The organism is Alloiococcus sp. CFN-8, assembly GCF_049943125.1.
Taxonomy (GTDB): domain Bacteria; phylum Bacillota; class Clostridia; order Clostridiales; family Clostridiaceae; genus JAEXZL01.
In genome coordinates, this window is the sequence record NZ_CP188040.1 from 896,494 (window position 1) to 923,168 (window position 26,675).

Consider the following 26,675-nt stretch of genomic DNA (forward strand, 5'->3'; position numbering starts at 1 on the left):
ATACCTCCTATCCTTTCTTACCACGGCCATTTGAAATGAGGCGTCGGAACAGTAACATTAAGCTCTACTCCTAGTAGCGCCTGAGCCTTTATCTTAACAGAAGTGGCATTAATATTTACTACACTAGTCTCAAAGGCAGTATTACTTTCTGCATATAGTGCAAAATCTGCACTTACTCCAGCCTCCACTCCTGCACCGACGGCAAAGAGATTCTTCTGAGTACCTTGATCCTCATAGGAGAGAATAGAGCCTCCTAATCCCACTGTAGCCTCTGCTGCTGTGGCACCGGCATCAACTCCAACAGCAAACTGTCCATCTTCTTCAAATTCAAGAGCCACCTTTCCATCGGCAGTTAACACCTCAGCTCCAGCCTGTGCAGTGATATTTAAATCCTCAGTTCCAAGGACTGCGGAACCACCTATCCTGGCTACCCCTGCCTCTCCAGAAGCACTGAAGCCAACATATTCCTCTGAAAAGCCTGCTTTTGCCTCTCCCTGTGCATATAGAGCTTGGGCTGTAGCACCTAATTTTAGATAATCGGTAAACTGAGCACTACCATTAGCTTCTAACACTGCTGCTTTGGCCTTTATAAAAGCAGTTCCATCCTCTACCCCTGCTTCATAGGAAGCTGTTAAGAAGGCATAGCCTGCATAAGCATAAATATCAGAGGTGAGCCCAATAGCCCACTGGTCTTCAGCAACGGTTACCTCTCCAGCACTATAGGCAAAGGGGTCCTCCTGGAGCTTGAGATTAAGAGCTAAATTGGATGACTTAGAGAACCAGGGCTGTGACTTAACATTATTTATATTATCAGGAATAATCCTGCCATCATCATTATAGCAATGGCCCATTGTATTCCTAATCAAGTCCTTAAGCTCTCTTATTCTTTCCATGAGCTGCTCTGCATTTTTAAGTGCTTCATCATCAGCAGCATAGAGATCTTCTCTGATATTTTTCAGGTTATTTTTTGTCTTATCATAGCTGCTATGGACACTATCTAGCTCCAGAGCTTTTACAGATATATATTTTGCTGCCTCACGCAGAGCGGCATTAAGCTCACTTTCTGCACTTCTAAAGGTGGACTTTTTATCCTTGAGACTCTTATCTATATAGTCTAAGGCATCTTCTGAGACCTTACCCTCCTGGGCGCTTTCATACTGGGAGAAGGTTTCCGTAAATGACTGTATTATCATAGTCATTTCTGAAGAGACGTCCATCATTCCAGTAATAATATTTATGGCACCATCAGTTATATAATTCTTAAAGGAATCTGCAGCATCGCCCCTAAAATGATTTGAAAGGGATATCTTATAAGTATTTTTGTACTGGGCATATAATGCGTCTAAGACAGTTGTTTCATAGCTTTTAGTCTTCTCATATAAGCTGACCACCTTATTATTATCTAAAAACAAATCACCTTTCCCAGCCATATTCACTCTCCTTAATCCATACTACCCAAAGATAAGCTCTTTAAGTGTTTTTGTAGCTATATCGCTATCAGTATTCATCCATTTAGCCTTAATAAGCTTCATGCTCTGCGTATCTAAATCAAGCATTTCACCAAATAAAGCCACGGTTTTATTAAACTCCTCAATACATTCTATATATTTATCAACGCTTTTTAGCTTTAGCCCCTGAGCCTCTAAATCGTACTTGAGCTCTTTAATCTTACTAGCTCCATCCTGGAAGCTATCAATCTGTCCCTGGAATTCCTCAGGGCTGAGATAAACTTTAGACAAATTCCATCGCCTCCTTTTTCAATACTACCTGCGCTTCAGTTATGATGAAATCTGACCTATCACAAAGCTCACAATAGAGCTCATAGGTGCAGGAGCCTATAAAAGCTATATACTCTGCCAGAGATACATCATTAACCAACATTTCAGCTCCCGTTATTGCAAAAAGCTCTGGATAATTTTTAAGCAGTGCTAAATACTTCTGTAGGATTTTCTTCTTTAATAAATCAAACTGCTCTTCTGAAATCACTTCATGGATTATGGGCTTTATGGTCTTCAGGGTTTCATTTTCAAAAATAAGACTTGCATCTAAGGAATCAACATATACCTCTATATCTCTATAAGGTAAATAAGCAGCTTTAAAATCCAATATGGCCTGCTTTGCAAAAATAGTTGTCCCTCTATTTAAGAAATCAAAAGCTACAGCAGTTAAGCTAAAATTTTCTCTCGCAAGGTTCAAAAGATGTGCATCCTGCTTCAAATAAGGATCATAGTAATAATTTTTAACCTTCACAGAATGGTTCCTGTGAGGAAGCACCGCTTCCACTGTACTGTTTATAGCCTCAGCTTCCGAAACATCACCATTTATATAAAGATAAATATTTCCAGGAACTAAAAGTGTTTCTGCACAGCTCTTAAAGGTGTTAAAATCAATTACTTCTATATCGTTAATCAACTCCCTTAATTGAAACCTCTTATTTAAATCGGAAAACTCAAAGCTTTTTAGCCTTCCTCTAAATTTCCCAGCCTTATATCTATTTTCAAAAGCAGACCTTGATATGCTTTTCGCCTCTTCAAAGATTTCTTGATTATATTCACTGTTAAAAAGCTTATCCAGAACATACTTCAGGGTTTCCAAGTATTCATTTTTCTTACCCTTAAAAGCTATAATCGATCTACCTCTTAAAACATCATATTTGATTTCAGCATGTATGCTAGTAAGGCGCCAATACTGAAATAAAATGTTATAAAAGGCATAGCTCCCAACAAAAGTGCTCTCATTATCTATAAGGTATTCTTTTGTAATAAAGCCACCACGAAGTGCTATGGAGGCATAGACACTATCCTCTTCATAAATCTCATTATTTAGCTCTATCTTAATTTTTTTATCCATAATAATGTCCTCTCCGTAAATTATTATTAGTGCCCCTCGCCATTAGTGGCGAGAGGACACTAACTAGAGAATTTACCCTCTAAACTGATTAGCAATGCTTGTATCAGTTTCTTCAACAATTTTGGCAGTGGAATCAAGAGCTGCTGCTATTTCACGAATTAGCTCCTCTGCTTTAACAAAACCAGGCTTTAACTCCTTATAACGAGCTGCATAGGACTCACTGGCTGCACCCTCCCATTCTCCCTGAAGAAGCTGGAGAAGAGAATCCATCTTATTTATTACACCATTTACGGAGTCTGCTTCAGTACGATACTGATTTGCTCTCTCTCTCATTTGATCTGGGGTAATTCTAATTTGATTTGCCATTGCTGTTCCTCCTTAAAGTCATTATATTATCTGGCAATGCCAGAGTTATTCATAAAAATTTGTTACATTATCTGGTGATTCCAGGAATATTCCTGTTAACCTCTGAATTGATTTGCAATGCTTGTATCAGTTTCTTCAACAATTTTGGCAGTGGAATCAAGAGCTGCTGCTATTTCTCTGATGAGCTCCTCTGCCTTAACAAAACCAGGCTTTAATTCCTTGTAACGAGCTGCATAGGACTCACTTGCTGCACCTTCCCATTCTCCCTGAAGAAGCTGGAGGAGAGAATCCATCTTGCTTATTACACCATTTACAGTACCTGCTTCAGTACGATACTGATTAGCCCTCTCTCTCATTTGATCTGGGGTGATTCTAATTTGGTTTGCCATAACAGTTCCTCCTTAAAATTTTTTATAATTTGCTTGGTTTACCAAGCATAATTACCATAGTTAATTTTTTGGGCATATGCCTTACTTCTACGGCACGCTATTACCCAAAGCTTTCATATTATATTACCTGATTCTATAGAATCAGCTTGTCCTACCTTCCCTTATGCAAAGAGGAGTTTTAAGCTTTGTGCAGCTATTCTCCTTAATGTAATAGCAGTCCCCTAGCTCTATAGGCTTCTTGAAGCTTCTTATCATTGCTAGGGGGAGATCAAAGAGCTTCATGTTGCTCATGTCATCAAAGTACAGCAGATGACGTCCATCACGAATATTTTTCAAAAGCTCTGGGGCACTGTATGGAATATTAGCATTTTCTACCCCAGCTACTATAATACAGACATTCAAATTCTTATAACGGCCAAGGATATTCTTATAGGCTGTAAGGGCATCTATATTATTGCTGATGGCTACTAGGGAATCCTGATTATTTATCACTACCATGAGGAGCTCTGAGGTAGATAAAATCTCTTCATTTCCAGCTAGCAGTGCATCATAGCGGTCCTTAAGCTGTGCTTCGATATTTTTAATGATGGTAACAGCATCCTCAGAAATAATGGAGTAGGCTTCAACATTCTCCTTCTTCTTAAGAGAAGAAAGCTTTTTGTTTATTCCGTCCACTATATAAACCTTGCTACCAGAAGGGTACTGACTATCCAGCATACCTATGGAATACTTGAGCCAGTTGTGCTTGCCTGTGTTTTCTCTACCTGCAATTGCAAGGACTCCTAAGCTAGCAAAGTCCACGGATAAAGGAGCTACACTGCCGTAATCCAGTCCCATGACAAGCTTATATTTATTCTGCATCTGGTTAGCAAATTGTTCACTGACATAAGCATCAGTCAAGGAAGCTGGGATTACTGGGATATTTCTTGCAGTGACATTTTTATGCTTACCATTAATAACTGCTATATATTCTTTGATTTCTTTAACCCTATGAATTTCCTTTTCACCCTTGAAGGCGAGATAAGCCTGACATTCAAGATGCCTGTTCTCCAATTTGATAATAGCTCTTCCAGGAATGTTATCTATCCTTTCGCTACAGTGGTCAAACAAGGAGCTGTATTCATTGGAATCATTAGAGTACATGGCAATCCTTGTAGCGAAGTTTGACAAATATTTGTAGCCTATACCTGCGGTATGAGAGTTAGCTATTACGATACTGATACCTACAGAAAGCCCTTCTCTGCATAGATGAAGGAGTTCATCATCATCGTCCTTGAAATACATTTCCTTCAGAGCCGTTAAATTATCAATGATAAGTACCATGAGAGGTATATCTGTATTGCCAGCTTCTTTATAGGCTGAATAGGAGCTTACACCAACAGCTATAAGCTTTTCCTTCCTGCTTTCCACCTCAGAATATAGGAGCTTGAATAGATTCTTAAGCTTTTCATCTTCTGATGGACAAACCACTCCACCAACATTGCTGAGGCTTTCAAAATTCTTTAATACCATGGAAGCAAAGTCCAATATATAAATCGATGCTTCCTCTGGTGAATACCTTGAAGCTATGCTGCGGATTATGGTTTGAAGAAGATTGGTTTTTCCGCTTTGTGAAGAGCCGATAATCATTACATTATTGCTTTCAACATCTACGGAATAAATTCCCTGATATTGATTTTCCGGATCATCGTAAACTCCTAATTGAACCTGGATACCACCTGCACTCCTATCCCTAACCATTTCAGGATAATCAATTACTTCTGATAGAGCTGGCAGACATATATCAGGCAATTTAGATAAACGATTAGCTTCACAAAACTCCATGACATATCTTACAATTGCATCCAGCTGAGTTGTATTATCCTCGCTGTTCTTTTTCTTTTTTTGTACATATACAGGCACCTTTTTACCTGCTTCATTGTAGCTATATATGGTAAATTCCTTTACGTTCACCTCATCAACCTTTTCAGAAGCACCGCTATAAGCCGATTGGAAGAGCTCAAAGATTTCATTGTTTCCCACCTGTAGATAAGCTCTACCAGGCTCCTTAATCTCTGCTGCCAGAGGTGATTTAAGGACTTCATTGCTATCCTCCTTACTCTGAACCTTGAGGCAGAGCTTGAATCTAGAGTTACTCCAGATCTGCTCATTAACTTGTCCACTAGGCTTCTGAGTAGCAAGGATAAGATGAACCCCTAAGCTTCGTCCAATACGAGCTGCGGAAATCAGCTCCTTCATGAACTCTGGCTGCTCAGCCTTTAATTCAGCAAACTCATCCACGATAATGATCAGGTGTGGAAGGGGAACAGCTGCTTCACCAGTTTTATATTTTCTAATATATCTGTCTATGTGGTTAACATCAGCCTCTGCAAAAAGTCTCTGACGCTTCTGCAGCTCAGCCTTAATGGATTTTAAGGAACGATTTATTGCCTTACCGTCGATATTGGTAATGGCACCAAGTAAATGGGGAAGCTCTCTAAACTGATTAACCATTCCCCCTCCCTTAAAGTCGATGATAACAAAGGCAGCCTCATAAGGATGGTAGAGTGTAGCCATGGAGAGAATGTAGGTCTGGAGTATTTCAGACTTACCAGCTCCTGTCGTACCAGCAACTAAGCCATGGGGACCATGGGCCTTATCATGGAGATCCAGGCTAACTACTCCAGCTTTAGATACACCAATAGGCGCCGACATGGAGTTAAACACCTGGGAAGTACCCCATTTATTTTTCAGGTCTATATCATCTACAGCAATTATATTTAAAAGCTCAAAGAGGGAAATATTCTTAGTAAGAGTACTTTCCAGAGAAATTTCCTCTGTATATACTGGAGCAAGGATTCTTATGATTTCACAGGCCTTCTCATGACTTATGGTCTTATAAGTAAATTCCTTATCCTCCCTTTGATCCTCCACATTGGTGAGGATCCCTCTCTCCTTATCAAGTAAGCTTATAATATAGCCACAGCCAAAGGGTATATCTGCTTTTTCCTCTCCGAAGAATATGAAGGTAACCCCAAGGTCTTTTCCTTTATCAATAAATCTAGAAATAGGATGACTCTTAAAACCATATTCCTTATAGAAAAATATAACTATGTTATGATCAAAGGTCTTATTTTGCTCCCTTTCTGTAAGCTCCTTGTAGAGATACTCAAAAACAAGATTCTTACTGTCATCATTCCATACGAGAGTTCTTCCACCTATTTCATCTGAATAAACCTGAGGGAGCATTCTAAGCCAGTAAATATCCTCCTTATGGCCGCTGTCTGCTACAAATACCATTTTCACATCGGAATGGTATTGGCGGGCAGCAATATCTATAACCATATTCTTAAGCATCTCAAAGCGGAATTTTTCTTCTCCCACCACAGCAACAGCATTTACTGATTTTAGATCACATACCACAGGAGCATTGTGTATATACTTATATTCATTCCACATCATCTCTGGAATCTGCTGCAGCTCATCTTCAACCTCCAGCCGCTCCTGCTTTTTATAATTTATCTCTCTCTTTGCCTCCACTGCTCCAGTTCCCAGGTAAAGGGAAAGAAAATCCTCATGGTCCCTCATGCGGTCAAATAAGTCTTCGGAAAAATCTAGTACCCTCTCCTTTTCCATATCCAAGGAAACATAAATCTTTTCTAAGTCCTTATGCTCTAAAACTCTTTGCTCCTCAATTTCCTTTCTCTTTTTACCAATATATGCTTGATACTTATTAATACGTTCAGCGGACTGTTTTTTGAATTCCTTATTGTTATCCCTGACACTGATGATGGTGGTGAGTATTGCCATACCTCCAGTGATACCGCTGAAAACTATCATGGTAGTTCCACCTCTAGACCACATAAATCCGGCTGCAATAAGCATTCCCATGGAGGAGAGCAGTCTTGTGAACAGGTTGTTTTTAGGCTTTTGAGGCTTTGCTGGAGGGTCTAAAATTTCAATCCTCTCATCACTAATTACCGTTTTAACCCTTGTACTTCTATTAAATTTTGGATAGGACTCCTTTGTTTTTAAATCCTCATAGCTCAGCTCCTTAATGGTGATCCCCTCTCTAGCTTCCGTCCAGAGCCTTCCTTCCTTGTAATAGAAAAAGAAATCAGAGATGGAGAAAAAATCTCCACTGTCTATCACCACATTATTGGAAGCCTTGTTTCCATTATGATAAACACCATAGGTGGTAGCCTTAATTGTAAGTTTCAGCTTGCCATCTTTGTTGTCCAGAGCTATGGCATCCTTATAATCTAAAGCTACGTCATACTTATGTTCTAAAACTATGGCATCCTTTTGGACAAAAGGACTTTTTATAACAATATTATTAGAAGCTGCGGCTCCAATGGTGATTATGGAGGAGCTGCTGATATCAATGACCCTATCATACCTTCTTTTGCCATTATCAAAATCAATGAGAAAATCAATGTTGAAAACCTCATTATTAGAGTCCTGATACTTAACCTCAAAGGAATCACCATGGCTCAAGGCTTTGGTCATTAATTTTCGTACATCCCCAAGATTAAGATACAGATTATCGGAGCAGAGTACAGACCAGCCGTCCCCATTCTTTACAAAAACTAACTCAATAGGTCCAAAAAAAAGCTCTTTTCTTAAACGGATGTCGCACTCCACAGCGGTACCAACCTTAACCTCCTTCATATCAGAAGTCAGCTCAATCTCTTTATATAGATTTTTATTTGAAATGATTATCTTATATCTACTCTCCACCGCGCTGTACTCCTATTTCTGTATAATTTATGATGCTTCCATTCAATAAACCAAAATCACCTAAGGTCTTATTACCCCTTAGTAGTGCAATGGGGTTTTCTGCCTTGAGATAGCAATTCTTAATATTTGATATATCAATATTAAGATCATAGGCAATATTCAATGCAATAACCAGTTCATTTGCCGTAATCCTTAAAGGTACCTCTAGGTCCACCTCAAGGTTTCTTTTTGGAATTTTCAAGGTTATGATTGCTGTTTCTCTTTCCATAAGCTTTTCCCCCTATATTATGAGAAAGGCAGTTTTCTGCATCCCACTAACCTTTGTCAGATCATCGCACTTTATTCCATCGTACTCCCTATAGCTCTCAATATAATCATTCACCGTGAACTTCATGGGCCTATTAGGGGAAATTAAAGCATTGTCCTTTTCATTATCAAAATTGTTGCATACAAATATATATTTCTCACTGCTTACTCCATTGATATTGGCTACAAGAAGATTGGTAGCAAATACCGAGGCTGCAGTCTGCTCTGTTACAATTACCACCTTATCAGCAAGGTTGAAAAGCTGTGCCTTGTCTTCATCGAAGGTCACATCGGCATCGATCACAATATAATCATAATCCCTGGACTTCTTTGCCGACTCTGCTATCTTTTCATATATAGAATACTTTAGACCCAAGGACATTAAAGCAGCCTTGAAGGGTGGCAAATAGCTAAACTCCTCTTTGCGAATCACATGCTTTATGTCTTCATACACAGATCTTCCTGGACTTGCTAGCTTAGAATAGACATCAGCTGCAGCAATTGTACTTGGGTTATCCAGCATTCTCTGGAAGGACTGCAGCCTGTCTGCTCCTATAAACAATACCTTTTTATATAGCTTTGTGAGGCATGCACTGATGCCTAAGGCAACGGTAGTTTTGCCGGCTCCACCAGAAGCAGAATATACCAGGACAATTTCCGGCTCCGTCTTAATGCCATCCTTAATATTTAAAACCTCAGCACTCTTCCCTATAATCTCATTGAACAGCTCCTTGATGCTGGTGTATTTTAAAAGGCGATTGATGCTTAACTCATCAGTGTTACCTTCCTCATACTGCTCCATCATCACAAATAAATTGTTTATATTGTGCCTGTTAAGGCTTTGGTCATATAGATTTTCAGAAACTATAAGTATCTCTGCCTTTTGTGGTAATGAAAATAGCTCTCTAAAATAAGCTTCATCACTGATGATTTCCAGGTCTATCTTTTCAAAGAATTCCTCAGCAAATTTCTGCTGCAGGGGAAGCATGTAGCTTTCATCAGTATCTGCAATTATGATTCTTGGTCTTCTCATCCTCTTCATCCTCCTTACCCAATTGATACCTGAAAATCACTGTTGGCTAGTCTAATCACATCTCCATTTTTCAGAGGGTGAGGACGATTTGCTGCCAGTCTTACCTTATTAACAAAGGTGCCGTTGGAGCTACCTAGATCGGTAATGGTATAGCTTCCATCATGTCTATCAATCTGACAGTGAACCCTGCTAATGGCTTTATTGAAGGTTATTGCACCATCGACACCGGATACATTCTTACCTATTACATATTTATCCTTAGTAATCTCTAATTCCACATGTATCGGTGCATTCATGGATATTATACTCATAGTGCTTTTGTTCACACTATATGAGCCCTGCCCTCTGCTTCTGTCAGCCCCTCTCTCCATGGCCACTCCACTTTTTACTCTGCTATATATATCCTCAAGAGAGAGTGTTCCACTCCCCAGATTAACCGCAAGCTCCATGGTTTTTGGGGAGGACAGCCCTTCTATGCTATTTATTAGTTTAATAAGGCTTGTCCTTAATTGATTTTCAAAAGCAAAGTAATCTGCAAAAAGCCTAAGCCTAGTAGGGAGATATATCAGCTTAACCTTAAAGGTAGCTGGGTCTACAAATATCTTTTCAAAAGCTAAATCAATATTTTCACAGGATAAAAATCCATTATTTTTTGCATCTATGATGTTTGAAAATAGATTCCCTACAATAGTCAAGAAACCATCAGCATCTAGGTTCGGCAGCATTCCTGCAAGGGATTTTTGCCCGTTAGTGAGATAATATAGCTGTGTTTTTCCGTTGTAGCTCATCTTCATGCATTTAACAAAACCATTTCCTTGATTCTGCAGCACCTTATATTCTGTGGACATAAAGCTGCTGTTATCAGCAAGTACATAGGCAAAATTTGTGCCGCAGGGCTTTTCAATTAGGGTTCCACCTTCAATGAGTGAGTTCAATTTATTTACCTCCTGAAAAATTACTTACTATAAAATTACTTAGAATTACTTATCACAATTTCTATCCTTCCCCTCATATAAATTCTGATAAATAATTCTTCAGCTGCCCAGGAAGGAGGCTATCCTCCCTGGGCAAGGCTGAAAAATATATTATTTATTTAGCTTTATAAACTTAGTCCTTCTCTTAAATACATAGAAGCTTCCTCCTGCAATAAGAGCTAGAGCGCTTGCTACCGTGGAGCCGAAGAGTGGCTTGTTAGCATATAACCTGATAAAGCCATTGGTGGATACGGTTATATTATTTTCAAAAGCAAAGCCTGGCTTAAAGCCCTCCTCTGAGGTATCCGTAACATTACCCGCTAAGTCCTCAACCACTATCTTTATCTCTTGATTCATACCTTCACCTATCTCAAAGGTACCAGTAAAGCTTGTTAGATTCTCAAAATTATTAAATACTGCAACCTCTTTTCCTGATACAAATACACTAGCTTCCTTTAATCCAATAGAGTCAAAGATATCAAAGTCAACCTCAAGGACTTCTGCATTATGATATTTTGAATCAAGGCCTCTTATGTTAGCTATTTCAGGAGCCGTGGTATCAACTCTGAAGAGTACCTCTCCCTCTTCATCATTTATATTTTCAGGCTTATTTCCTGCCTCATCCTCTGAGGAAACCACTACCTTATAGATTCCATCCTTTTCAAAATTAGAGGCAGCTATTGAATAATCATATTGGTACCAGCCACTGCTTCCAATAGGAGCGGAGCTGTTAACCACTGGAGAAATTTCATAAGCTATATCCTCTAAAGGCTTACCATCTAGGGTTATCTCTACTCTTGTAGAACCTTCTAAAAGCTTGTTAGGATTGTATTCAGTGATAACTAATGAGGCGTCTACCTCCTGAACATAAGCATCCTGAAGCTCTGCTAGATAATCATTATATACATATACAGATCCAAACCTATTCACGGAGAAGGTTACGGTGGTGCTTTCCTCATTTCCTGCCTTATCCATAACCGTAGCTGTAAGGGTATATATTCCATCATTTTCTTTAATTTCTTGGAAGCTATCATGGATTCCAGAGGCTCCCTTTGGAGTAGTGCTCAGCTCCTTTAAGAAGTCCTGAGTTACATCTACATTGATTTCTCCTCTTCTGGTGCGAAGAAGGGATAATCTATAACCTTCAAAGTTAATATCAGACACTTGAATCTCTGGAACTACCTCACCCTTATAGGCATTTCCATTTACCACACCATTTATAATAGGGGCTTCGATGGTGGTATCTAATACAAAATCTTGGGATGCTGCAGAACCTCCATAATTAACTCCCTGGTCTTCATTTCCTGCCATATCTGAAAGCTTAAAGTCAAAGGTATAATCTCCATCCTGGGAGAAGCTTAGCCTTGCGGTATACACATCTCCATTCCTACTCCAGCCAGATAGGGTAGGAGGACTTATTGGAGCTCCATCCTTCATGGCAGTAACAGTGTAGCTAGTCCTATCAGGAGTGAAGTTGTGCTCCTCTACGGTGATGGTGGCTGTCCTTCCTTGATTAAAGAACTTACCATTCCTTACACCGTTATTATCATAGGCTACAGAAACCTTTGGAAGGGTTTTATCTATGGTGAATTCTTCTGAATGTATAGTTCCCGGTGAGTAATTAACACCATTTGCTTTATTATCAGCCAGGTCTGTATATTCCATGGTAAAGGTATAGTCTCCATCTACCCTGTAGCTTAGGGTTGCCCTATGGATGGTGTTATCCTCATTACCAGTGCCTTCTACCCTTTCCCAGGTAGTAACTGAAGGGATTTCTCCATCGCTATTAGTTATCTGCAGCTTCACATCATTATTATTAAAATTACGTTCTGTGATGGTAATAGTTGCGATTCGGTCTTCTTTAAAGAAGCTTCCTGAATCTGCACTGTTGTTATTGTAAGAAACATCAATCCTAGGTGCAGTGGTGTCTATTTTAATAGCTCCCACAGGGGTTCTAGTAACTGTAACATTACCAGCCTTATCTATGGCAGTAACCTCTACTACAACCTTATTACTATTATTCTCCTGGCTGCTAATTACAATAGAGCTCTTAAAGCTATGAATTAGACCAGTCTCATCCTTGATTATTTCAGCACCGCTGCCTTCCAGCACCAGTCTTTCCTCCTTAGTCACCCTATCCTCTGATATTATCCTGTAGGATAGCTCTGCAAGTCCGGAATAATATCCATTTACACTATCAGGAATACTACCTCTATATTTAGGATCAATAGCAGTAAGCTGTACCCTAACATCCTTATTGTGATAGCCATTTTTGTTAGCTGCTTCTGGAGTTATGATAATCTCTGGCGCATAATTTTCTCCAGTAGGTGGCTTGTTATCCACAATAACACCATCGCTGTTCACAATAGTGATGTTACCAGCCATGTCCTCAGCCTTAAGATAAAGAACAAATCTGTCATTAGGTGCTATAACTACACCCTCCTCTGGGTCATAAGGGTGCCATGTTCCCTTTTCTAAATCATAATCCTGAGGTCCCTTTACCTTCTGATAGGTTAAGGCCTTTAAGCCACTTATATCAGTATCCCCAGAAAGGATAAGCTTAATTTCCTTATCATAGAACAGGTTGTAGGAAATACTATTGCTGTTCTCCGGGAGAATTGATTTATCCGAAACCCTTATATCAAGCTTATCTGGTGCTGTGATGTCCACTTTTATTTCCTTTAATATCAGGGAGCTATCACTGGAAGGGTTTCCAGCCTCATCTACAGTCCACACCATGAGCTTATAAATTCCATCCTCATTAATAACAGGATTGTTAGCTCCATCAAAGGTTATTTCCTCTGCGGTTTCTTCTCTCTCACCCTTTGTTTCATTCCAAAGCTTGTAGTAAGCAGTAACCTCTGGTAAATATTCTCCTTGTGCAGGCTCTTCTATTTTTATTGAAGGATAGCTACCCACATACCAGCCATTAGTTCCATTAGGCTCTTGAAGGATCAGCTTAGTATTCTCAGGAAGAGTTCTTTGAAGCTTTACCTCTGCGCCTTTAGTTTCAGGGCTTGGATTTAAATTATTAGAGACAGCACGGAAGTATAGCCTTCCATTGAAATCTTCCTTTAAAGTAATCTGGTTATCTATGGTTCCTCCACTTACATGAGGAAGAAGTCCATCGGTTTCAGGCATCCTTGTCCAGGTAGTTGCTCCCCTCGCAGGATCTGCATATTCAATCCTGTATTCATAGTAATCTACACCGGAAAGAGTTGCTGCACCCTCTAGGGTTATTACCACGGGTCTATTGGTCCAAACGCCTTCCTTATAGTCCTTGATGCTTACTGTAGGAGCAAAAAGACTTGTTTCATTGTCAATTATTATAGTAGTTCCATCCTTATCCGTTACAGCTTCTGTTTTATTCCCAGCCTTATCCCAAGCTCTGAAGTATATCCTTCCATGAAACTCTCTATAAGCTATTTTTACCTCTACCTTATTCTCCTGAGACTCAACCTTTTCCCAGTGATCCTCTGAGAGCTCATCCCCATCAGAAACCATCTGATATTCATAATAAACCAGACCACTATCAAAGGCTTCTCTATTATCCTTAGCTTCCATGGTTATATAAATCTTATCCTTGAATAGAAAGCCTAAGCCAAGAAAATCAAGAATATCTTTAATGAAGCCCTTGTCCTTATCCACTACATAAGTCAGATTAAGGTCTGTAGGAGCAATTTTATCAAGCTTTATATCAATGGATGAGGCTGCAGAAACTCTATCCACACGATCCACTGCCCAGATATAGTAGCTTCCATTGAATTCTTCATCCGGTACTTCTATTATGTACCTTCCATTTTCATATACCGCTTCTATAAGTCCATTCTTAGACTCAGCTTCTTCATAGGTCTGATATTTAGTAGAATAAAAGACCTTGGAAACTCCCGATTGACTATCCTCGGCAGTGATATAAATGTTCACGCTTCCATTATCCCATTGTCCTTTAGTGCTCTTTTCTACATTTTTTATTTCAGGACGCTTATTATCTATACGGTCAACCTCTACAGAAGCTCTTCCCACATTTCCAGCCTCATCCACAGCAAATATATAATACTCGCCATTTTCGGTGACTTGGAAGGAATATCTTCCATCAGTGCCATCAAGCTCAATAAGACCTTCTAATCCTTCCTCATACTCATCTGTGACTGAATAATATACCTTAGTCAGCTTCCTATTATCAGTAGCCTGGAAGGTAACGGTATTCCTACTAGCATTCCACTCCTCCGAGGCCTGAACCTCTGTGATAGTGGGAGCTTCTGCATCTATATTATCTGTGGTTTCTGAGGTCACATATTTATTTCCAGCCTTATCTACAGCAAAGATATACCACTTTTGATTTTCTCTAACCCTAAAGCTATATACTCCGTTCTCATCCATATCTATTGGAATACCATAGTCAGCATCCTCACTTAAAGCATAATATACCCTATCTATACCACTTTCTGCCTCCTCAACCTTAAAGCTGAAGGTCACCCTTGGGTACCACCTGTTTCCAGTTTCCTCTCTTTTCATATCTACTATCTTTGGTGCTGTGGTATCAATCTTATCTACAGCCACTTCTGCTCTGCTCATATTATCATCAGCATCTAAAGCATAAATATATACAGTTCCCTTCCTGTTAACTCTAATTGAAGAATCAGCCTTCCATGCAGTTTTATCTAAGTCATCTATTAAAGCTTTAGCTTTCTCAAAGAGGGTATAGGAATAATAAACTCCCTTAACCTCATCATTATCCCTTACTTCATAGGTTATAAATTTCTCTTTAGCCCAGGAATTTTCTTTAGATACCTCTATATCTTCAATAACCGGCAACACTGTATCCTTAAAGGAAGCTTCAAAAGTAATGTTTTCCTTTATATTAGATATAAGATAATTACCATTTTCATTAGGATTTACTTTTGTCCCATTAACCTTTACTTCTATAAGCTTAAAGCCTGGATTATTCACCACTAAAAGCTCAACGGATTCTCCTTCTCTAAGAATTATTTCATTATCCTCAATATCTACATTGTCAGCTCGAAGAACTCTGCCACGGTTGCTTTCATTGATAGTTATGGTGAATACATTTTTCATTAAACGGATAGGCTCAGCTATTACATTATTATCTTCTGTAATAATAACTCCTGAAAAAATACTTTTAAGCTGATAGCCTGTCTTGGAAGCTGTTAAGCTATAAGCTTGTCCCTTGTAAACCTCTAAGGAAAAGCTTCCATCTAAAGAAGTAGCTGCAGTTGCTTCTGAATAGCCCTGTGACTTTATCTCTACATCCTTCAAAGGGTTATCCTCTTCATCAAAAACCTTGCCTGATACAAATATTTTTTCCATGGGCACCAGATTAATTTCCATGGTTTTGTCGGTGTAACCGCTCAAATCTACCTCTTCAGAGTAGTCTTGATATCCAATAATTCCTGTAATCTGAAGTCTATAGGTAGCATCAGCACTTAAACGGTTTTGAAATACTGCCTTACCATCTTCATTTACCACTTCAGAAATAATATTTTCTTCATTATTCTTATGGGCAAAGGTAACCTCAGCACCTTGAGTGCTATCACCCTTAACCACCACGGTAAAGGAATCAATAAGCTCCTCTGCCCCTGCCATTATTGGAGCAAGATCATTAATTACTAGGCTTGCCACAAATATCATTACTAAAAATATAGAAATACCTCTCTTAGCAAACTTTATTTTCCTAACCTTCATCGTCATCCCCCTTGGAAGTTTATTGTTACTTGATAACATCCTTTGTATGGATAATAGTTACTTCCTCTATAACCTTGATTTCTACCGGTAGCCTAGCAGACTCTTTTTCTGGATTCAGTAGCTCTGTACCTACGCTCTCCTCCTCTAAGGTTTCCTGTAGAATTTCTGTAGAATATTCATCAGGTAAATCCTCGGTGATATTTGTTCCGCCTGTATAAACAGCCTCCTTATTGGCTGGGGTCTCCTTAGCGCTTCCTTTAGCTTTTTTATTAGCTCCTAAATTACCCAAGGCTTCACTTATCCTTCCCTTAGAGAAAAATAACTGAAGGCCCGCCTGATTTTTTCCGCTGGCGGCTTCACCGGAGGCTTTAATTCTTTCTATAGACTTCTTAGCTGTTCTTCCAGAAAGCTCACCTATGATTCTCCATATATCAAATCTTAAAAAGAAAATTAACGATATAACAAAAAATAATAGTGCTAAGGCAAAAGAGATGGTAGCAATTGTTTCGTAGGTTCTTTCCATGGCTATCTCCTTTCCTCGGCATTGATATAAGAACGTTCTAAGGCTTCCATATATCCTGGATAAATAGCCTTGATATTTTCTTGAAGCTCCATAGAAGTGGTCTGAGTAACAAATAAGGCTTCGGCTTCCTCATAGGCTTTAGAGAGTACACTCTCCACCTCAGCTTGCTCCACTCCTGTTAAAGCAAAGCCCCTTCTATGATCATTTAAAAGATTCATTATTTCCTGATACATTATGAGCTTTATATAAGCTGCGTCATCATAGTCATAATCCTCAACATTTTCCATGCATACAATAAGTGACTCCAATAGAACTTCATATGCTTCCTTAGTAGGCTCCTTTACGCTGGTGGAATTCACCACATACTGAGAGTAGAAGCTTCCTATAATATAGTAGCTTTCCGCCATAGAATTAAATTCAAAGTCTTCATTATCTGCTTCATATATATCTAAAAAATATGGGTAAGCCTTTAATATCCTGCTTCTAAAGGAATTGTCTCCTCCAGAATAGAGATAAAAATAGGTAGTTCCTATGTCATACTTTATATTTAAGTTCTCAATATCTGGGGTGGAAAAAGCACTCTTATTGGAATTATATAAGGCTGTAAATTCATTGCTTTCCTGATCACCAAAGGTATTGTTAGCCTTATAGGCCTCCAAAAGCTTATGATAGGCTCTGGGATCACTGCCTATTAAATTTATAGCTTCCTTATAGGTATTTATCTTCGTTTCATATTCTGTTGAAGCGGAGATATTTATCTTATTGTCATAGTTGTCGCCCTTCTCCTTAGCAGCAAGGAATCTTCCAGTAAATCCAGTGATAAGCATCAAGAGACATAAGGAAGAGGATATTATAAAGGCTTTAAGCTTTCCCTTCTGCTTCCTTTTGTATTCATCATCCACCTTTTCATAATGCTCTAAATCATACAGAAGCTCTGCACAGCTCTGGTACCTATCCTCTGGGTTTAACTGAGTACATTTTTGAATTATCCTCTCAAGACCACCGGAAAGATTAGGATTCCACTGCCTTATAGGATAGAGCTCATAGGGTGGCTCACTGGGATTCTGCCCCGTTACCAGATGGTAGAGGGTTACCCCTAAGCAATATATATCTGTTCTGGCGTCCGTCTGACCCTTACCTCCAAACTGCTCTGGAGCAGCATAGCCCTTGGTTCCAAGGCTGACGGTGTCTGCTAGGTTTTCCTCCTTGAACTCCCTGGCTATACCGAAGTCAATTACCTTAAGGTTTCCTTCAGGCTTCAGCATCACATTAGCAGGCTTCATATCTCTATATATTATTGGTGGCTTCTGTGAATGAAGATATTGAAGCACATCGCAGAGCTGCTTTGCCCAATCAATAACCCTTTCCTGAGGCTGTGCACCATATTCATTGACAATGCGGTCTAAGGGCTCTCCTTCTATATAGTCCATAACTACATATATAGTTTCACCGGTGTCTATAATATCCACGATTCTAGGGAGAGAAGGATGATCCAGCTTCTTCATGAGATTCGCCTCAGCCAGAAGGCTCTGAACTATAATCTCATTATTTCTTCCACTGCCTTCCTTTTTTATCTCCTTAATAGCCCACTGCTTATTAAGCCTTTTGTCCATGGCCAGATAAACCACAGACATTCCACCCTGTCCTATTTTCTTTAATATTTCATACTTCTTATCAATGGCTGAGCCTATAGAAGTCAAATTCTCACCTTCATTCTACTTTAATCAATATTGCTGTGAGGTTATCTCTTTCTTTTCTCTCTTTAGCAGTATTTATCAGATGCTTTAAATGACTTTTACTATCCTCCCTGGTTATCCCTTCCCCAGGCTTTAGGTGCTGGAAAATTTCCTCAGGGCTTATCTCATTTCTGAAGCCATCGGAGCAGAGGAGGTAGTTTGAGCCACACTGAAGCTTCCCAAAAATCAGCTCTGGTACTACCCTCTTAGAAGCACCTATGCACTGAAGAAGCACATTTCTTCTGGGGCTTCTCTTCGCCTCCTGGTAGGTCATATTCCCTCGCTTCACTTCCCTAGCTACATAGGTGTGATCCTCAGTGAGCTGCTTCAAATCATTATGAAGCCTATAGGCTCTTGAGTCTCCCACATGGGCTATCATATAGCTATCATCAATGGAGAGAAAGGCTGTGAGGGTTGTACCTAGGGTGATTTTATTTTTTTCTCCATAGCGGAGTATAAGGGTGTTTAAATTTTCAATGAGCCTCTTCCAGGACTCTGATAGACCTTCCCAATTAAGGTTCTTCAGCTGGTAGGGAAGCTCCTTATAAAACCACCTTTCAAAATACCTAACGGCTGTAGCACTGGCCAGCTCCCCTTTTTGAAGTCCTCCCATGCCATCACAGAGGACAGCTAATAAAATATCCTTGCCCATTGGTGTTGTGGCTATCTTTATCAGAGAGCTATCTTGATTGGTCTTTTTTGTATTTCCCACATCTGTTTCAACTAAAGCAGTAAATTTCATAATGTCAACCTCACAGAAAAAAATCGAATTCTTCATTACCCAGTCTTAATCGCGATCCAGAGTATATTGGCACCTCACTAAAGGCTGGTACTATTTCTTCATCTATATAGGTCTTGTTGGTGGAATTATTATCATATACAAAATATCCACCATTTTTAGATAGGATGTGAGCATGACTTCTGCTAACAGCCTTGTTATCATCTACACAGTAATCCACTAGATTCCTATCCTTGCCTATCTTGAAGCTCTCTCTGTCTATAACAATTTTTTCATCATTCTGAATTCTGATGAGATAAGGGTAAACTACCTCTTCCTCCTCCAATAAAACCGTTCCATAATCCTCTGTTAAAAGAGTGGTCCCTTCCTCTTCCTCAAGCAGGGTTGTTCCTTCATCAAAATCCAGTAAGGTTGTCCCTTCATCGCCATTGCTTTCCTGAAAGTGACTTCCATTATAATGCTTCTCATATTCTAGAGGATCGTTAGTTATGAAACCGCTTTTACCGGAAGCTTGTTTTGGTAGTAGCTTATAAACTGAGGGACACGCCTTTGTTATATAGGCTTCTAGCTCTCCTGGGATAAAGGTGTTCATGCCCTTCAAAATAGCTATTATCTCTGCTACAAAGGAGGTATCCACCTCCAGATGAAAAACTGTGGAATACAATATATCGGATATAAATGCAAAGATGTCATTAGCTGCAATTCTGCTTATTAATGGCTGATAGATAAAGAAAAGTTCCCTGGTGGTTTTATTTATAAAAACATATCTCAAATCCAGCACCAGGTTATTTATATACAGGCTATTATAATTAACCCTCTTCACTGCCTCTACTATCTGAGCTAGCAATAAAAAGAAGTCCTCCTTATTCAGTCCTGATTTCAAATAATCCTTTAAATCCATTACCTCAAGAGCAGTATATACAAGCTTTTTCTTATTCCTTACCTCAGGTCTCATAAGCCCTCTTAAAAGCTTTGAGGAAAACACCGCTACCTCTCTGTCATTTATTTCTTCTCCCCTAGCTAATCTGCTCTCCACAATAACCTGACTGCCTTTTTTTGTTACCTTAAGCTTTGCCATGTTTTACACCTCTAAAGTATAGTACTAATAAATTTTATAAAAAAATCGCATCCGTCCTGTAAATGGATGCGATCCTGTGAGCACATGCTAGCTGTCATAGAATAATAATTCTAAAAAACCTCTAAAAGAAAATTTACTTATCAAGTAATTTCTAAAATCAAGCTAGTCATGGATTCAATCCATCCGTAATTATGTCTATTGATAAGCGAGTTATTGAAAGTAATTATTAATTAATAGTATATATTAATTATATATAGCAATTATTATATGTACAAGCAAATTTTTACATAAACTTTGATGGATTTGATAACAAAATAGTTAAAATGTAGAGAAATTAATACTTTATTTACATTTTTATTATAAAAATATGAGTTAGAATTATTAAGTTAATATTAAGGCTTGATTCTTTGGATGGAAGTTATTAATAAAAAAATAACATCTTGACCAATAAGATTAGTGTCTTATTAGTCAAGATGTCCCATAAGTTATTTTATAATAATTTTATTTTCCTAATAAAATAAGTCATAACTCATGTGCCTGTCACCAATTTTCCTTTCATAGAAAACACCTTCATCCACAGGCTATACCTGTATTTAGATGAAGGTGTTTTCTTATATTACTTGGATTTATTAAATTCATTTACCAACCATATTTATGGCTTCCCCACTCTTTTGTGATGGTTTCCTGCTTCACCAGAAGCAATGAGTTTGCAGGTATATCCTTATCAACCATAAGACAGGGACCTAGGGCACTGCGACTTCCTACTTTAACTCCTGGTAAAAATACATTGTTAACCCCTGTTCTGCAGTAATCTCCTATACATATGAAGCTACAGTAGGGACTTGTGTATTTCTTCCCCTTAACATTTTGAGTGGTATAGGCGTCATCAAAGCGTAATACTGCCGTCTGTACCCCTGCAGCAATATCTACCTTGCGGCCAATTATACTGTAGACTTCGCAGCCATGGACAGCACAGACTCCATCAAAGGTAACCCCGGTGATTTCGGCATTGAAGCCAATTTTATTATTTGTTCCTATGACGGTATTATCATTGATTTTACAATTATACTGCACCTTGGAGCCATCATTTATGATGCAGTTTTTACCAATGATTGCCCCTTTCTCTATAAGCACATTCTCTCCAATCCAGCAGTTTCCTTCAATAATCACTCTATCTCTAATGATAGAGTTCTTTCCAATCCTTAAGAACCCCTTCACTATACAGCTGTCATCTACAATAGCAGCTTCGTGAAGCTCATCCTTAGCCATCAAAGCTAATCTCTCTGTAAAGCCTTCATTGACCTCAGCAATCTGCCATGGGAATTCTATTTTCAAGGCACCACCACTGTATATAGGTGTTATCATCTCCCCCACTTCGATAGCCTTCTGTAGGGTCTCCTCTAAATAGTATTTATTATCAGGCATCTGCCCACAGTTAATATTATGATATCCTCTATCGGTCTCTGAAAGCATTGAGATTCCTATAGAGGAAAGTACAGAGGCACCACAGTAATATCCATTGACATAGTGAGCTCTCGGGTGGGCATAGACATTATCAATTAAATTTGAATCTTCATGGATGTGAACTCCTACAGTATCAATAGAACGGGTTTGTGAATCATAGCTCTTCACCAACATGGCACTAGCCCCTCTACCCATATTATCTATAACATCCTTCAAATCCTTCTCATCAAGAAGCACCTCACCATTAATTACTGCTATAGCTGTACATTCCTCTGCTTCACTATGTATCTGTCTTAAATAATTTTCCTCTTTATTCAACCACCTTGCCTGATAGCTATTGGTAATATTCTTTAGGCCTACCATATCATCACCAATGATTATGATTTCTCCATCATAGAGGCTGCGAAGAGATGCAAGGAGCAAAGCCAAGGTACAGCTGTTACCAACGGGGATTAAGCACTTCAGGGTTTCTGTAAAAGGGAACATTTTACTATTATCTTCATCAACAATAATAAAAATTTTATTTTCAGTAGCCATAAAACCTCCAAATAGCTAATTAATTTATATATAACTTACTTCTGCCCATAATAAGCCCCAGCCCCGTGCTTTCTAAAGTAGTGTTTGTCCAGTAAATACTGCGGTGCTGGAGTAGCTTTGGAGTTTAGGGTAAGAGTTCTATAGGCCATCTCAGCAATCTTCTCCAGAACCACTCCATTGTAAACAGCATTCCCAGGACTCGTTCCCCAGGCAAATGGGCCGTGGTTTTTAACTACAATTCCTGGAACCTCTAAGATATCCTTATTTCCTAGGGTTTCAATAATTACCTTGCCGGTATTTAGCTCATAATCCTCCTCTATTTCCTCCTCGGTCAAATCCCTGGTACAGGGGATGCTTCCGTAAAAATAGTCTGCATGGGTTGTACCTAATGGAGGGATATCTAAGCCTGCTTGAGCAAAGGTGACTCCATAAACAGAATGAGTGTGAACTATGCCTCCAATAGAAGGGTATTCCTTATAAAGAGCTAGATGTGTAGCAGTATCTGACGATGGCTTAAGACTTCCTTCAATTATCTTACCCTGAAGATCAATAACCACCATCTTTTCTGGACTTAAGTCCTCATAAGCAACGCCGCTGGGTTTTATAACAACCAGGCCCTTATCCCTGTCTATTCCACTGACGTTACCCCAGGTATATATCACCATATTTTTATGAACTAGCTCCATGTTAGCACAATAAACCTGCTCCTTTAATTCCTTTACCATAACGCCTCCCAATAAATTTGTCTTTTAGTTCTCAGTAATAAAAAGCATTAACTACCTTTTCTTAGCTTGAAGCTTTATAGCCTTCAAACGCTTCATAACATCATTTTCACCAGTGCCGAAATAGTCATGAAGTATTTTATATTCCTCATATAGCTTTTTATAAACCTCAACATTTTCCGGTATAGGGGTATAGAACTCCTCCTTTACCTTACCCATAGCCTTGGCTGCCTCAAAAATTGTATCATAGCCACCCTTTTCCTTACCCGCTGCAACAGCTCCAAACATGGCTGCGCCAAGAGCTGGCGTCTGATCTGATGCAGAGATTTTTATAGGCTTATTGGTAACATCAGAATATATCTGCATCATCAGCTTATTCTTAGAGGCAATTCCTCCACAGGCATAGAGCTCATTTACTGGTACCCCTGATTCTTCAAAAGCTTCAATAATTCTGTTTTGTCCATAGGCTATTCCTTCAATTAGAGCTCTATAAATCTCCTGAGGCTTAGTAGCTAGTGTTAAGCCTATAAGCATTCCTGTTAGGTCCACATCCACCAACACAGAGCGATTTCCATTCCACCAATCTAAGGCTAGAAGCCCACTTTCTCCAGGCCTAAGCTTAGAGGCTTCCTCTGTAAGATATTCATGGATACCAATTACTCTTTCTTTTGCCTCCTCATAGGCATAGGAAGGTATACAGTTCTCCACCAGCCACTGAAAATGATCTCCCACGCAGGATTGTCCCGCTTCATAGCCATAAAAGCCTGGAAGGACTCCATCCTCGACCACACCACACATACCTGATACTATTTTTTCTTCCTCACCCAGGAGGATGTCACAGGTAGAGGTACCGATAATCATCAACATCTTACCAGGCTCCGTAATCCCTACAGCAGGTAGGGATACATGAGCATCTACATTTCCGATTCCCACAGCAGTGCCGGGAAGTAAACCTGTTCTTTTTGCCATCTCCTCCGTAAGCTCTCCAGCCTTCTGCCCAAGAGAATAGATTTCACCAGAAAGCTTTTCCTCTACTACATTCTCAAGCCTTGGATCTAAGGCTTTAAAGAATTCCTTAGAGGGATAGCCCTTCTCCTTATGCCACATAGCCTTGTAGCCTGCAGTACAGCTATTTCTTTTTTCTAAGCCACAAAGCTGCAGTGTAACCCAATCAGTAGCCTCCATAAAGCCTGAGGCCTCCTGATAAACTTCTGGAGCTTCATCTAAGATCTGCATTATTTTTGGAAACATCCATTCAGAGGAAATCTTACCTCCATACCGTTTAAGGAATTCTTCCCCTCTCTCCTCTGCAATTTTGTTTAGCTTATTAGCCTCATACTGAGCGGCATGATGCTTCCAAAGCTTAATCCAGGAATGTGGATTACCTTTAAGCTCCTCTTTAAGACATAAAGGGGTTCCTTTATCATCTACTGGAAGCATGGTGCAGGCAGTAAAATCTATGGCTATGCCTATTATCTGTTCATTATCTACTCCTGAGCTTTTTATAACCGCAGGTATCGTCTCTTCCAGCACCTCTATATAATCTAAGGGATGCTGCAATGCCCAATCGTGGTTTAAGGGTGCTCCATCGGGAAGTGCCCTATCCATAACACCATGAGTGTATTCCTTTACAGCTTGGGCTACAATTTTTCCTGTAGTAACCTCTACTAAAACCGCTCTTCCCGATTGAGTTCCATAATCTACTCCAATAGAATATTTACTCCTCATAAATCTCCCATCCCTTCGTAATATCAATCTGCTACTGCTTTAGCGTTATATTTATTAATAAGCTCCACTAGCCCTTCATAACTCATAACTCATGTGCCTGTCACCATCCACTAGTTCTTCATAGCTCACCATCCCAGAAATTGAGTCCTCCTCCCCAAGACTTGCTGCAGCTGCTGCGCAAGCTAGCTTTAACCCATCCTGAACGGGAAGCTCCTTATATATGGAATATAGCATTCCAGCACAAAAAGCATCTCCAGCTCCTACAGACCCCTTTATATATCCCTTAGGAAGGCATAGAGCTTCTGCTTCATAGAAGCTGCCCTTCGAATCCAGTGCCCAGGCTCCTTGTGGACTATGAATAACTACCAGATCCTTTACTCCTAGATCAATTATTCTTTTAGATATTATTCTTATCTTATCTTTATCTATCTCTCCATTTTCGTTAAACGGTTCTATGCCAGCAGTTTTCCCTGCTTCTATTTCATTAACTATAAAATAGTTACAGTATTTTAAGCTATAACTAACAAGCTCACTGTAGCGAGTATTGTCCACACTTACTAAATCTATAGAAGTCTTAATCCCTCTGCCCTGGACTTCTTTTAACAATTTTGCCATGACAGTGCCAAATTCATTGTCCTCTCTATCAAAGGGAGCCATTAAAAAGGCATAGCCTAAGTGAAATATATCTCCTTTGATTGAAGCTATATCTATATCCTCATAAGAGAAGCCATCACTTACTCCTCTTGAAAAGAAAAAAGTCCTTTCCCTTGACTTTTCCTCCATCATGGCATCAGTGAAGGCTGTAGCCATATGAGGATATTTAACTATTCCGCTGGTTGCTATATTATACTCTTCTAAGGCTTTTAACAGATATTCGCCATTTTCATCCTCCCCTATACCACCTATAGCATAGAGGGGTAGTGCTTTATCAATCTTTGCCAGATTAATTATGGTGTTAGGTACACAGCCACCAACGCTTCTACTTACCTTTTTTATATAAGAAAGCATCCCCTTCTTGGGATACTCCTCAACTACCTTATAGTAATCAACTGTCATGGTTCCGGCTATGGATATACCTCTCTTCATAAGACCTCACCTGCTGCAGCCTTAGGGTATTCATTTACTAATAAAAACCTCGCAGCTGTATCTTCAGTTATTTCAGGAAAGCGTGGCTTGTCTTCTAAAAATCTATTGTCCTTGTTATCATCATTGCACTGAGATACCTCACCTACGAGAACTTGACCATAGCCCTTTTCACCCCAAAAGGAATGGTACTGACCTTGAAGAAGGGTTATGCTCTCTCCAGGCTTAAGTCTTATAACTGTGCCCGCAGGAGCAAAATACCTTCTTCCATCGGTGTTAATCTCTATCTCTGTAGTTGCAAGCTTTCCATGGGCTGTGGAATTATATAATTTAATCATCAGGTTTCCACCACCTCGATTTATAATGTCCTCAAGCTTATTCCAATGAAAGTGATAGGGAGTAATCTGATTTTCTCTAACGAGCATAATTTTTTCTGCATAGGTTTTTCTGTTATCTTTTAATGAGGGATTTCCATTCCTCAAAGTAAATAACAGAAGCCCTTCCTTATAAAAATCACCGCTTCCAAAATCCGTTATATCCCAACCTAATCCATTTTCTCTAAGCTCATCATATTCACTATTTCTGTCCATCCAAGCTTCTGGAGTCCAAAAGGCAAAGGGTGGAAGCTGGAAGGAAGCTTTCTTCATAAACTCAATAGCTTCCTCAATAAGCTTATTTATTTCTGACCTCCTCATAAAATCAATCCTTTCCATTATTTAAGCTAA

The 26,675-nt window shown here is 39.3% G+C and carries 19 protein-coding genes; all 19 read right to left on the bottom strand.

All coding sequences use genetic code 11. From position 1 onward, the window contains the following. Positions 1-17 precede the first annotated feature (17 nt). The 19 genes from ACPWSR_RS03975 to ACPWSR_RS04065 all read right to left on the bottom strand — a co-directional run bounded on the left by ACPWSR_RS03975 (position 18) and on the right by ACPWSR_RS04065 (position 26,663). Positions 18-1,430 (bottom strand): T7SS effector LXG polymorphic toxin, encoded by a 1,413-nt coding sequence (locus tag ACPWSR_RS03975; protein WP_426350409.1) that lies wholly within the window; start codon positions 1,428-1,430, stop codon positions 18-20. A 21-nt stretch (positions 1,431-1,451) separates the two neighbouring features. Then, positions 1,452-1,739 (bottom strand): hypothetical protein, encoded by a 288-nt coding sequence (locus ACPWSR_RS03980; RefSeq protein ID WP_426350410.1) that lies wholly within the window; start codon positions 1,737-1,739, stop codon positions 1,452-1,454. After that, the gene (locus ACPWSR_RS03985) at positions 1,732-2,850 is read right to left on the bottom strand and encodes a hypothetical protein (protein ID WP_426350411.1); all 1,119 of its coding nucleotides are present in this window, start codon (positions 2,848-2,850) and stop codon (positions 1,732-1,734) included. The genes ACPWSR_RS03980 and ACPWSR_RS03985 overlap by 8 nt, the downstream gene beginning before the upstream one ends. Positions 2,851-2,922: 72 nt before the next feature. Further along, positions 2,923-3,216, bottom strand: coding sequence for a WXG100 family type VII secretion target (locus ACPWSR_RS03990; protein WP_426350412.1), 294 nt, complete (start codon positions 3,214-3,216; stop codon positions 2,923-2,925). A gap of 95 nt (positions 3,217-3,311) precedes the next feature. Beyond that, on the bottom strand, positions 3,312-3,605 hold the full coding sequence (locus ACPWSR_RS03995; protein WP_426350413.1) for a WXG100 family type VII secretion target: 294 nt from the start codon (positions 3,603-3,605) through the stop codon (positions 3,312-3,314). Positions 3,606-3,746: 141 nt separating this feature from the next. Beyond that, positions 3,747-8,324 carry a type VII secretion protein EssC gene (gene essC, locus ACPWSR_RS04000; protein WP_426350414.1) on the bottom strand — a complete coding sequence of 1,526 codons (4,578 nt, stop codon included), beginning with the start codon at positions 8,322-8,324 and terminating at the stop codon, positions 3,747-3,749. Continuing rightward, entirely contained in the window at positions 8,314-8,592 is a 279-nt protein-coding gene (locus ACPWSR_RS04005; RefSeq protein WP_426350415.1) for an EsaB/YukD family protein, read from the bottom strand. The genes essC and ACPWSR_RS04005 overlap by 11 nt, the downstream gene beginning before the upstream one ends. Before the next feature lie 12 nt (positions 8,593-8,604). After that, positions 8,605-9,663: an AAA family ATPase gene (locus tag ACPWSR_RS04010; protein WP_426350416.1), complete on the bottom strand. Its 1,059-nt coding sequence runs from the start codon at positions 9,661-9,663 to the stop codon at positions 8,605-8,607. 14 nt (positions 9,664-9,677) lie between these two features. Beyond that, a complete protein-coding gene (locus ACPWSR_RS04015) occupies positions 9,678-10,598 on the bottom strand; it encodes an FHA domain-containing protein (RefSeq protein ID WP_426350417.1) in 921 nt (306 codons plus the stop codon). A gap of 150 nt (positions 10,599-10,748) precedes the next feature. Continuing rightward, positions 10,749-16,340 carry a carboxypeptidase-like regulatory domain-containing protein gene (locus ACPWSR_RS04020; protein WP_426350418.1) on the bottom strand — a complete coding sequence of 1,864 codons (5,592 nt, stop codon included), beginning with the start codon at positions 16,338-16,340 and terminating at the stop codon, positions 10,749-10,751. A 25-nt stretch (positions 16,341-16,365) separates the two neighbouring features. Beyond that, entirely contained in the window at positions 16,366-16,863 is a 498-nt protein-coding gene (locus ACPWSR_RS04025) for a hypothetical protein (protein WP_426350419.1), read from the bottom strand. Positions 16,864-16,865: 2 nt separating this feature from the next. Next, positions 16,866-18,563 carry a serine/threonine protein kinase gene (locus ACPWSR_RS04030; protein WP_426350420.1) on the bottom strand — a complete coding sequence of 566 codons (1,698 nt, stop codon included), beginning with the start codon at positions 18,561-18,563 and terminating at the stop codon, positions 16,866-16,868. A gap of 10 nt (positions 18,564-18,573) precedes the next feature. After that, the gene (locus ACPWSR_RS04035; protein WP_426350421.1) at positions 18,574-19,377 is read right to left on the bottom strand and encodes a PP2C family protein-serine/threonine phosphatase; all 804 of its coding nucleotides are present in this window, start codon (positions 19,375-19,377) and stop codon (positions 18,574-18,576) included. Next, complete coding sequence (locus tag ACPWSR_RS04040) at positions 19,352-20,416, bottom strand: FHA domain-containing protein (RefSeq protein ID WP_426350422.1); 1,065 nt, start codon at positions 20,414-20,416, stop codon at positions 19,352-19,354. Before ACPWSR_RS04040 ends, ACPWSR_RS04035 begins: the two co-directional genes overlap by 26 nt. 639 nt (positions 20,417-21,055) lie before the next feature. Further along, positions 21,056-22,417: a hypothetical protein gene (locus ACPWSR_RS04045; protein ID WP_426350423.1), complete on the bottom strand. Its 1,362-nt coding sequence runs from the start codon at positions 22,415-22,417 to the stop codon at positions 21,056-21,058. 35 nt (positions 22,418-22,452) lie between these two features. Next, positions 22,453-23,142, bottom strand: a complete 690-nt coding sequence (locus ACPWSR_RS04050) for an L-ribulose-5-phosphate 4-epimerase (RefSeq protein ID WP_426350424.1) — start codon at positions 23,140-23,142, stop codon at positions 22,453-22,455. Positions 23,143-23,193: 51 nt separating this feature from the next. Continuing rightward, a complete protein-coding gene (locus tag ACPWSR_RS04055; protein ID WP_426350425.1) occupies positions 23,194-24,867 on the bottom strand; it encodes a ribulokinase in 1,674 nt (557 codons plus the stop codon). Between the two features lie 75 nt (positions 24,868-24,942). Continuing rightward, positions 24,943-25,953, bottom strand: coding sequence for a carbohydrate kinase family protein (locus ACPWSR_RS04060; protein WP_426350426.1), 1,011 nt, complete (start codon positions 25,951-25,953; stop codon positions 24,943-24,945). Continuing rightward, positions 25,950-26,663 carry a D-lyxose/D-mannose family sugar isomerase gene (locus tag ACPWSR_RS04065; RefSeq protein ID WP_426350427.1) on the bottom strand — a complete coding sequence of 238 codons (714 nt, stop codon included), beginning with the start codon at positions 26,661-26,663 and terminating at the stop codon, positions 25,950-25,952. Before ACPWSR_RS04065 ends, ACPWSR_RS04060 begins: the two co-directional genes overlap by 4 nt. Between the last annotated feature and the right edge of the window lie 12 nt (positions 26,664-26,675).

Coding starts and splice junctions, on each gene's coding strand:
- ACPWSR_RS04040 (WP_426350422.1), bottom strand. CDS start 20,416: ATGGCAAAGCTTAAGGTAACAAAAAAAGGCAGTCAGGTTATTGTGGAG.
- ACPWSR_RS04010 (WP_426350416.1), bottom strand. CDS start 9,663: ATGAGAAGACCAAGAATCATAATTGCAGATACTGATGAAAGCTACATG.
- ACPWSR_RS04055 (WP_426350425.1), bottom strand. CDS start 24,867: ATGAGGAGTAAATATTCTATTGGAGTAGATTATGGAACTCAATCGGGA.
- ACPWSR_RS04035 (WP_426350421.1), bottom strand. CDS start 19,377: ATGAAGAATTCGATTTTTTTCTGTGAGGTTGACATTATGAAATTTACT.
- ACPWSR_RS03995 (WP_426350413.1), bottom strand. CDS start 3,605: ATGGCAAACCAAATTAGAATCACCCCAGATCAAATGAGAGAGAGGGCT.
- ACPWSR_RS04020 (WP_426350418.1), bottom strand. CDS start 16,340: ATGAAGGTTAGGAAAATAAAGTTTGCTAAGAGAGGTATTTCTATATTT.
- ACPWSR_RS04025 (WP_426350419.1), bottom strand. CDS start 16,863: ATGGAAAGAACCTACGAAACAATTGCTACCATCTCTTTTGCCTTAGCA.
- ACPWSR_RS04050 (WP_426350424.1), bottom strand. CDS start 23,142: ATGGTAAAGGAATTAAAGGAGCAGGTTTATTGTGCTAACATGGAGCTA.
- ACPWSR_RS03975 (WP_426350409.1), bottom strand. CDS start 1,430: ATGGCTGGGAAAGGTGATTTGTTTTTAGATAATAATAAGGTGGTCAGC.
- ACPWSR_RS04065 (WP_426350427.1), bottom strand. CDS start 26,663: ATGGAAAGGATTGATTTTATGAGGAGGTCAGAAATAAATAAGCTTATT.
- ACPWSR_RS03990 (WP_426350412.1), bottom strand. CDS start 3,216: ATGGCAAATCAAATTAGAATTACCCCAGATCAAATGAGAGAGAGAGCA.
- ACPWSR_RS04045 (WP_426350423.1), bottom strand. CDS start 22,417: ATGGCTACTGAAAATAAAATTTTTATTATTGTTGATGAAGATAATAGT.
- ACPWSR_RS04005 (WP_426350415.1), bottom strand. CDS start 8,592: ATGGAAAGAGAAACAGCAATCATAACCTTGAAAATTCCAAAAAGAAAC.
- ACPWSR_RS03985 (WP_426350411.1), bottom strand. CDS start 2,850: ATGGATAAAAAAATTAAGATAGAGCTAAATAATGAGATTTATGAAGAG.
- ACPWSR_RS04060 (WP_426350426.1), bottom strand. CDS start 25,953: ATGAAGAGAGGTATATCCATAGCCGGAACCATGACAGTTGATTACTAT.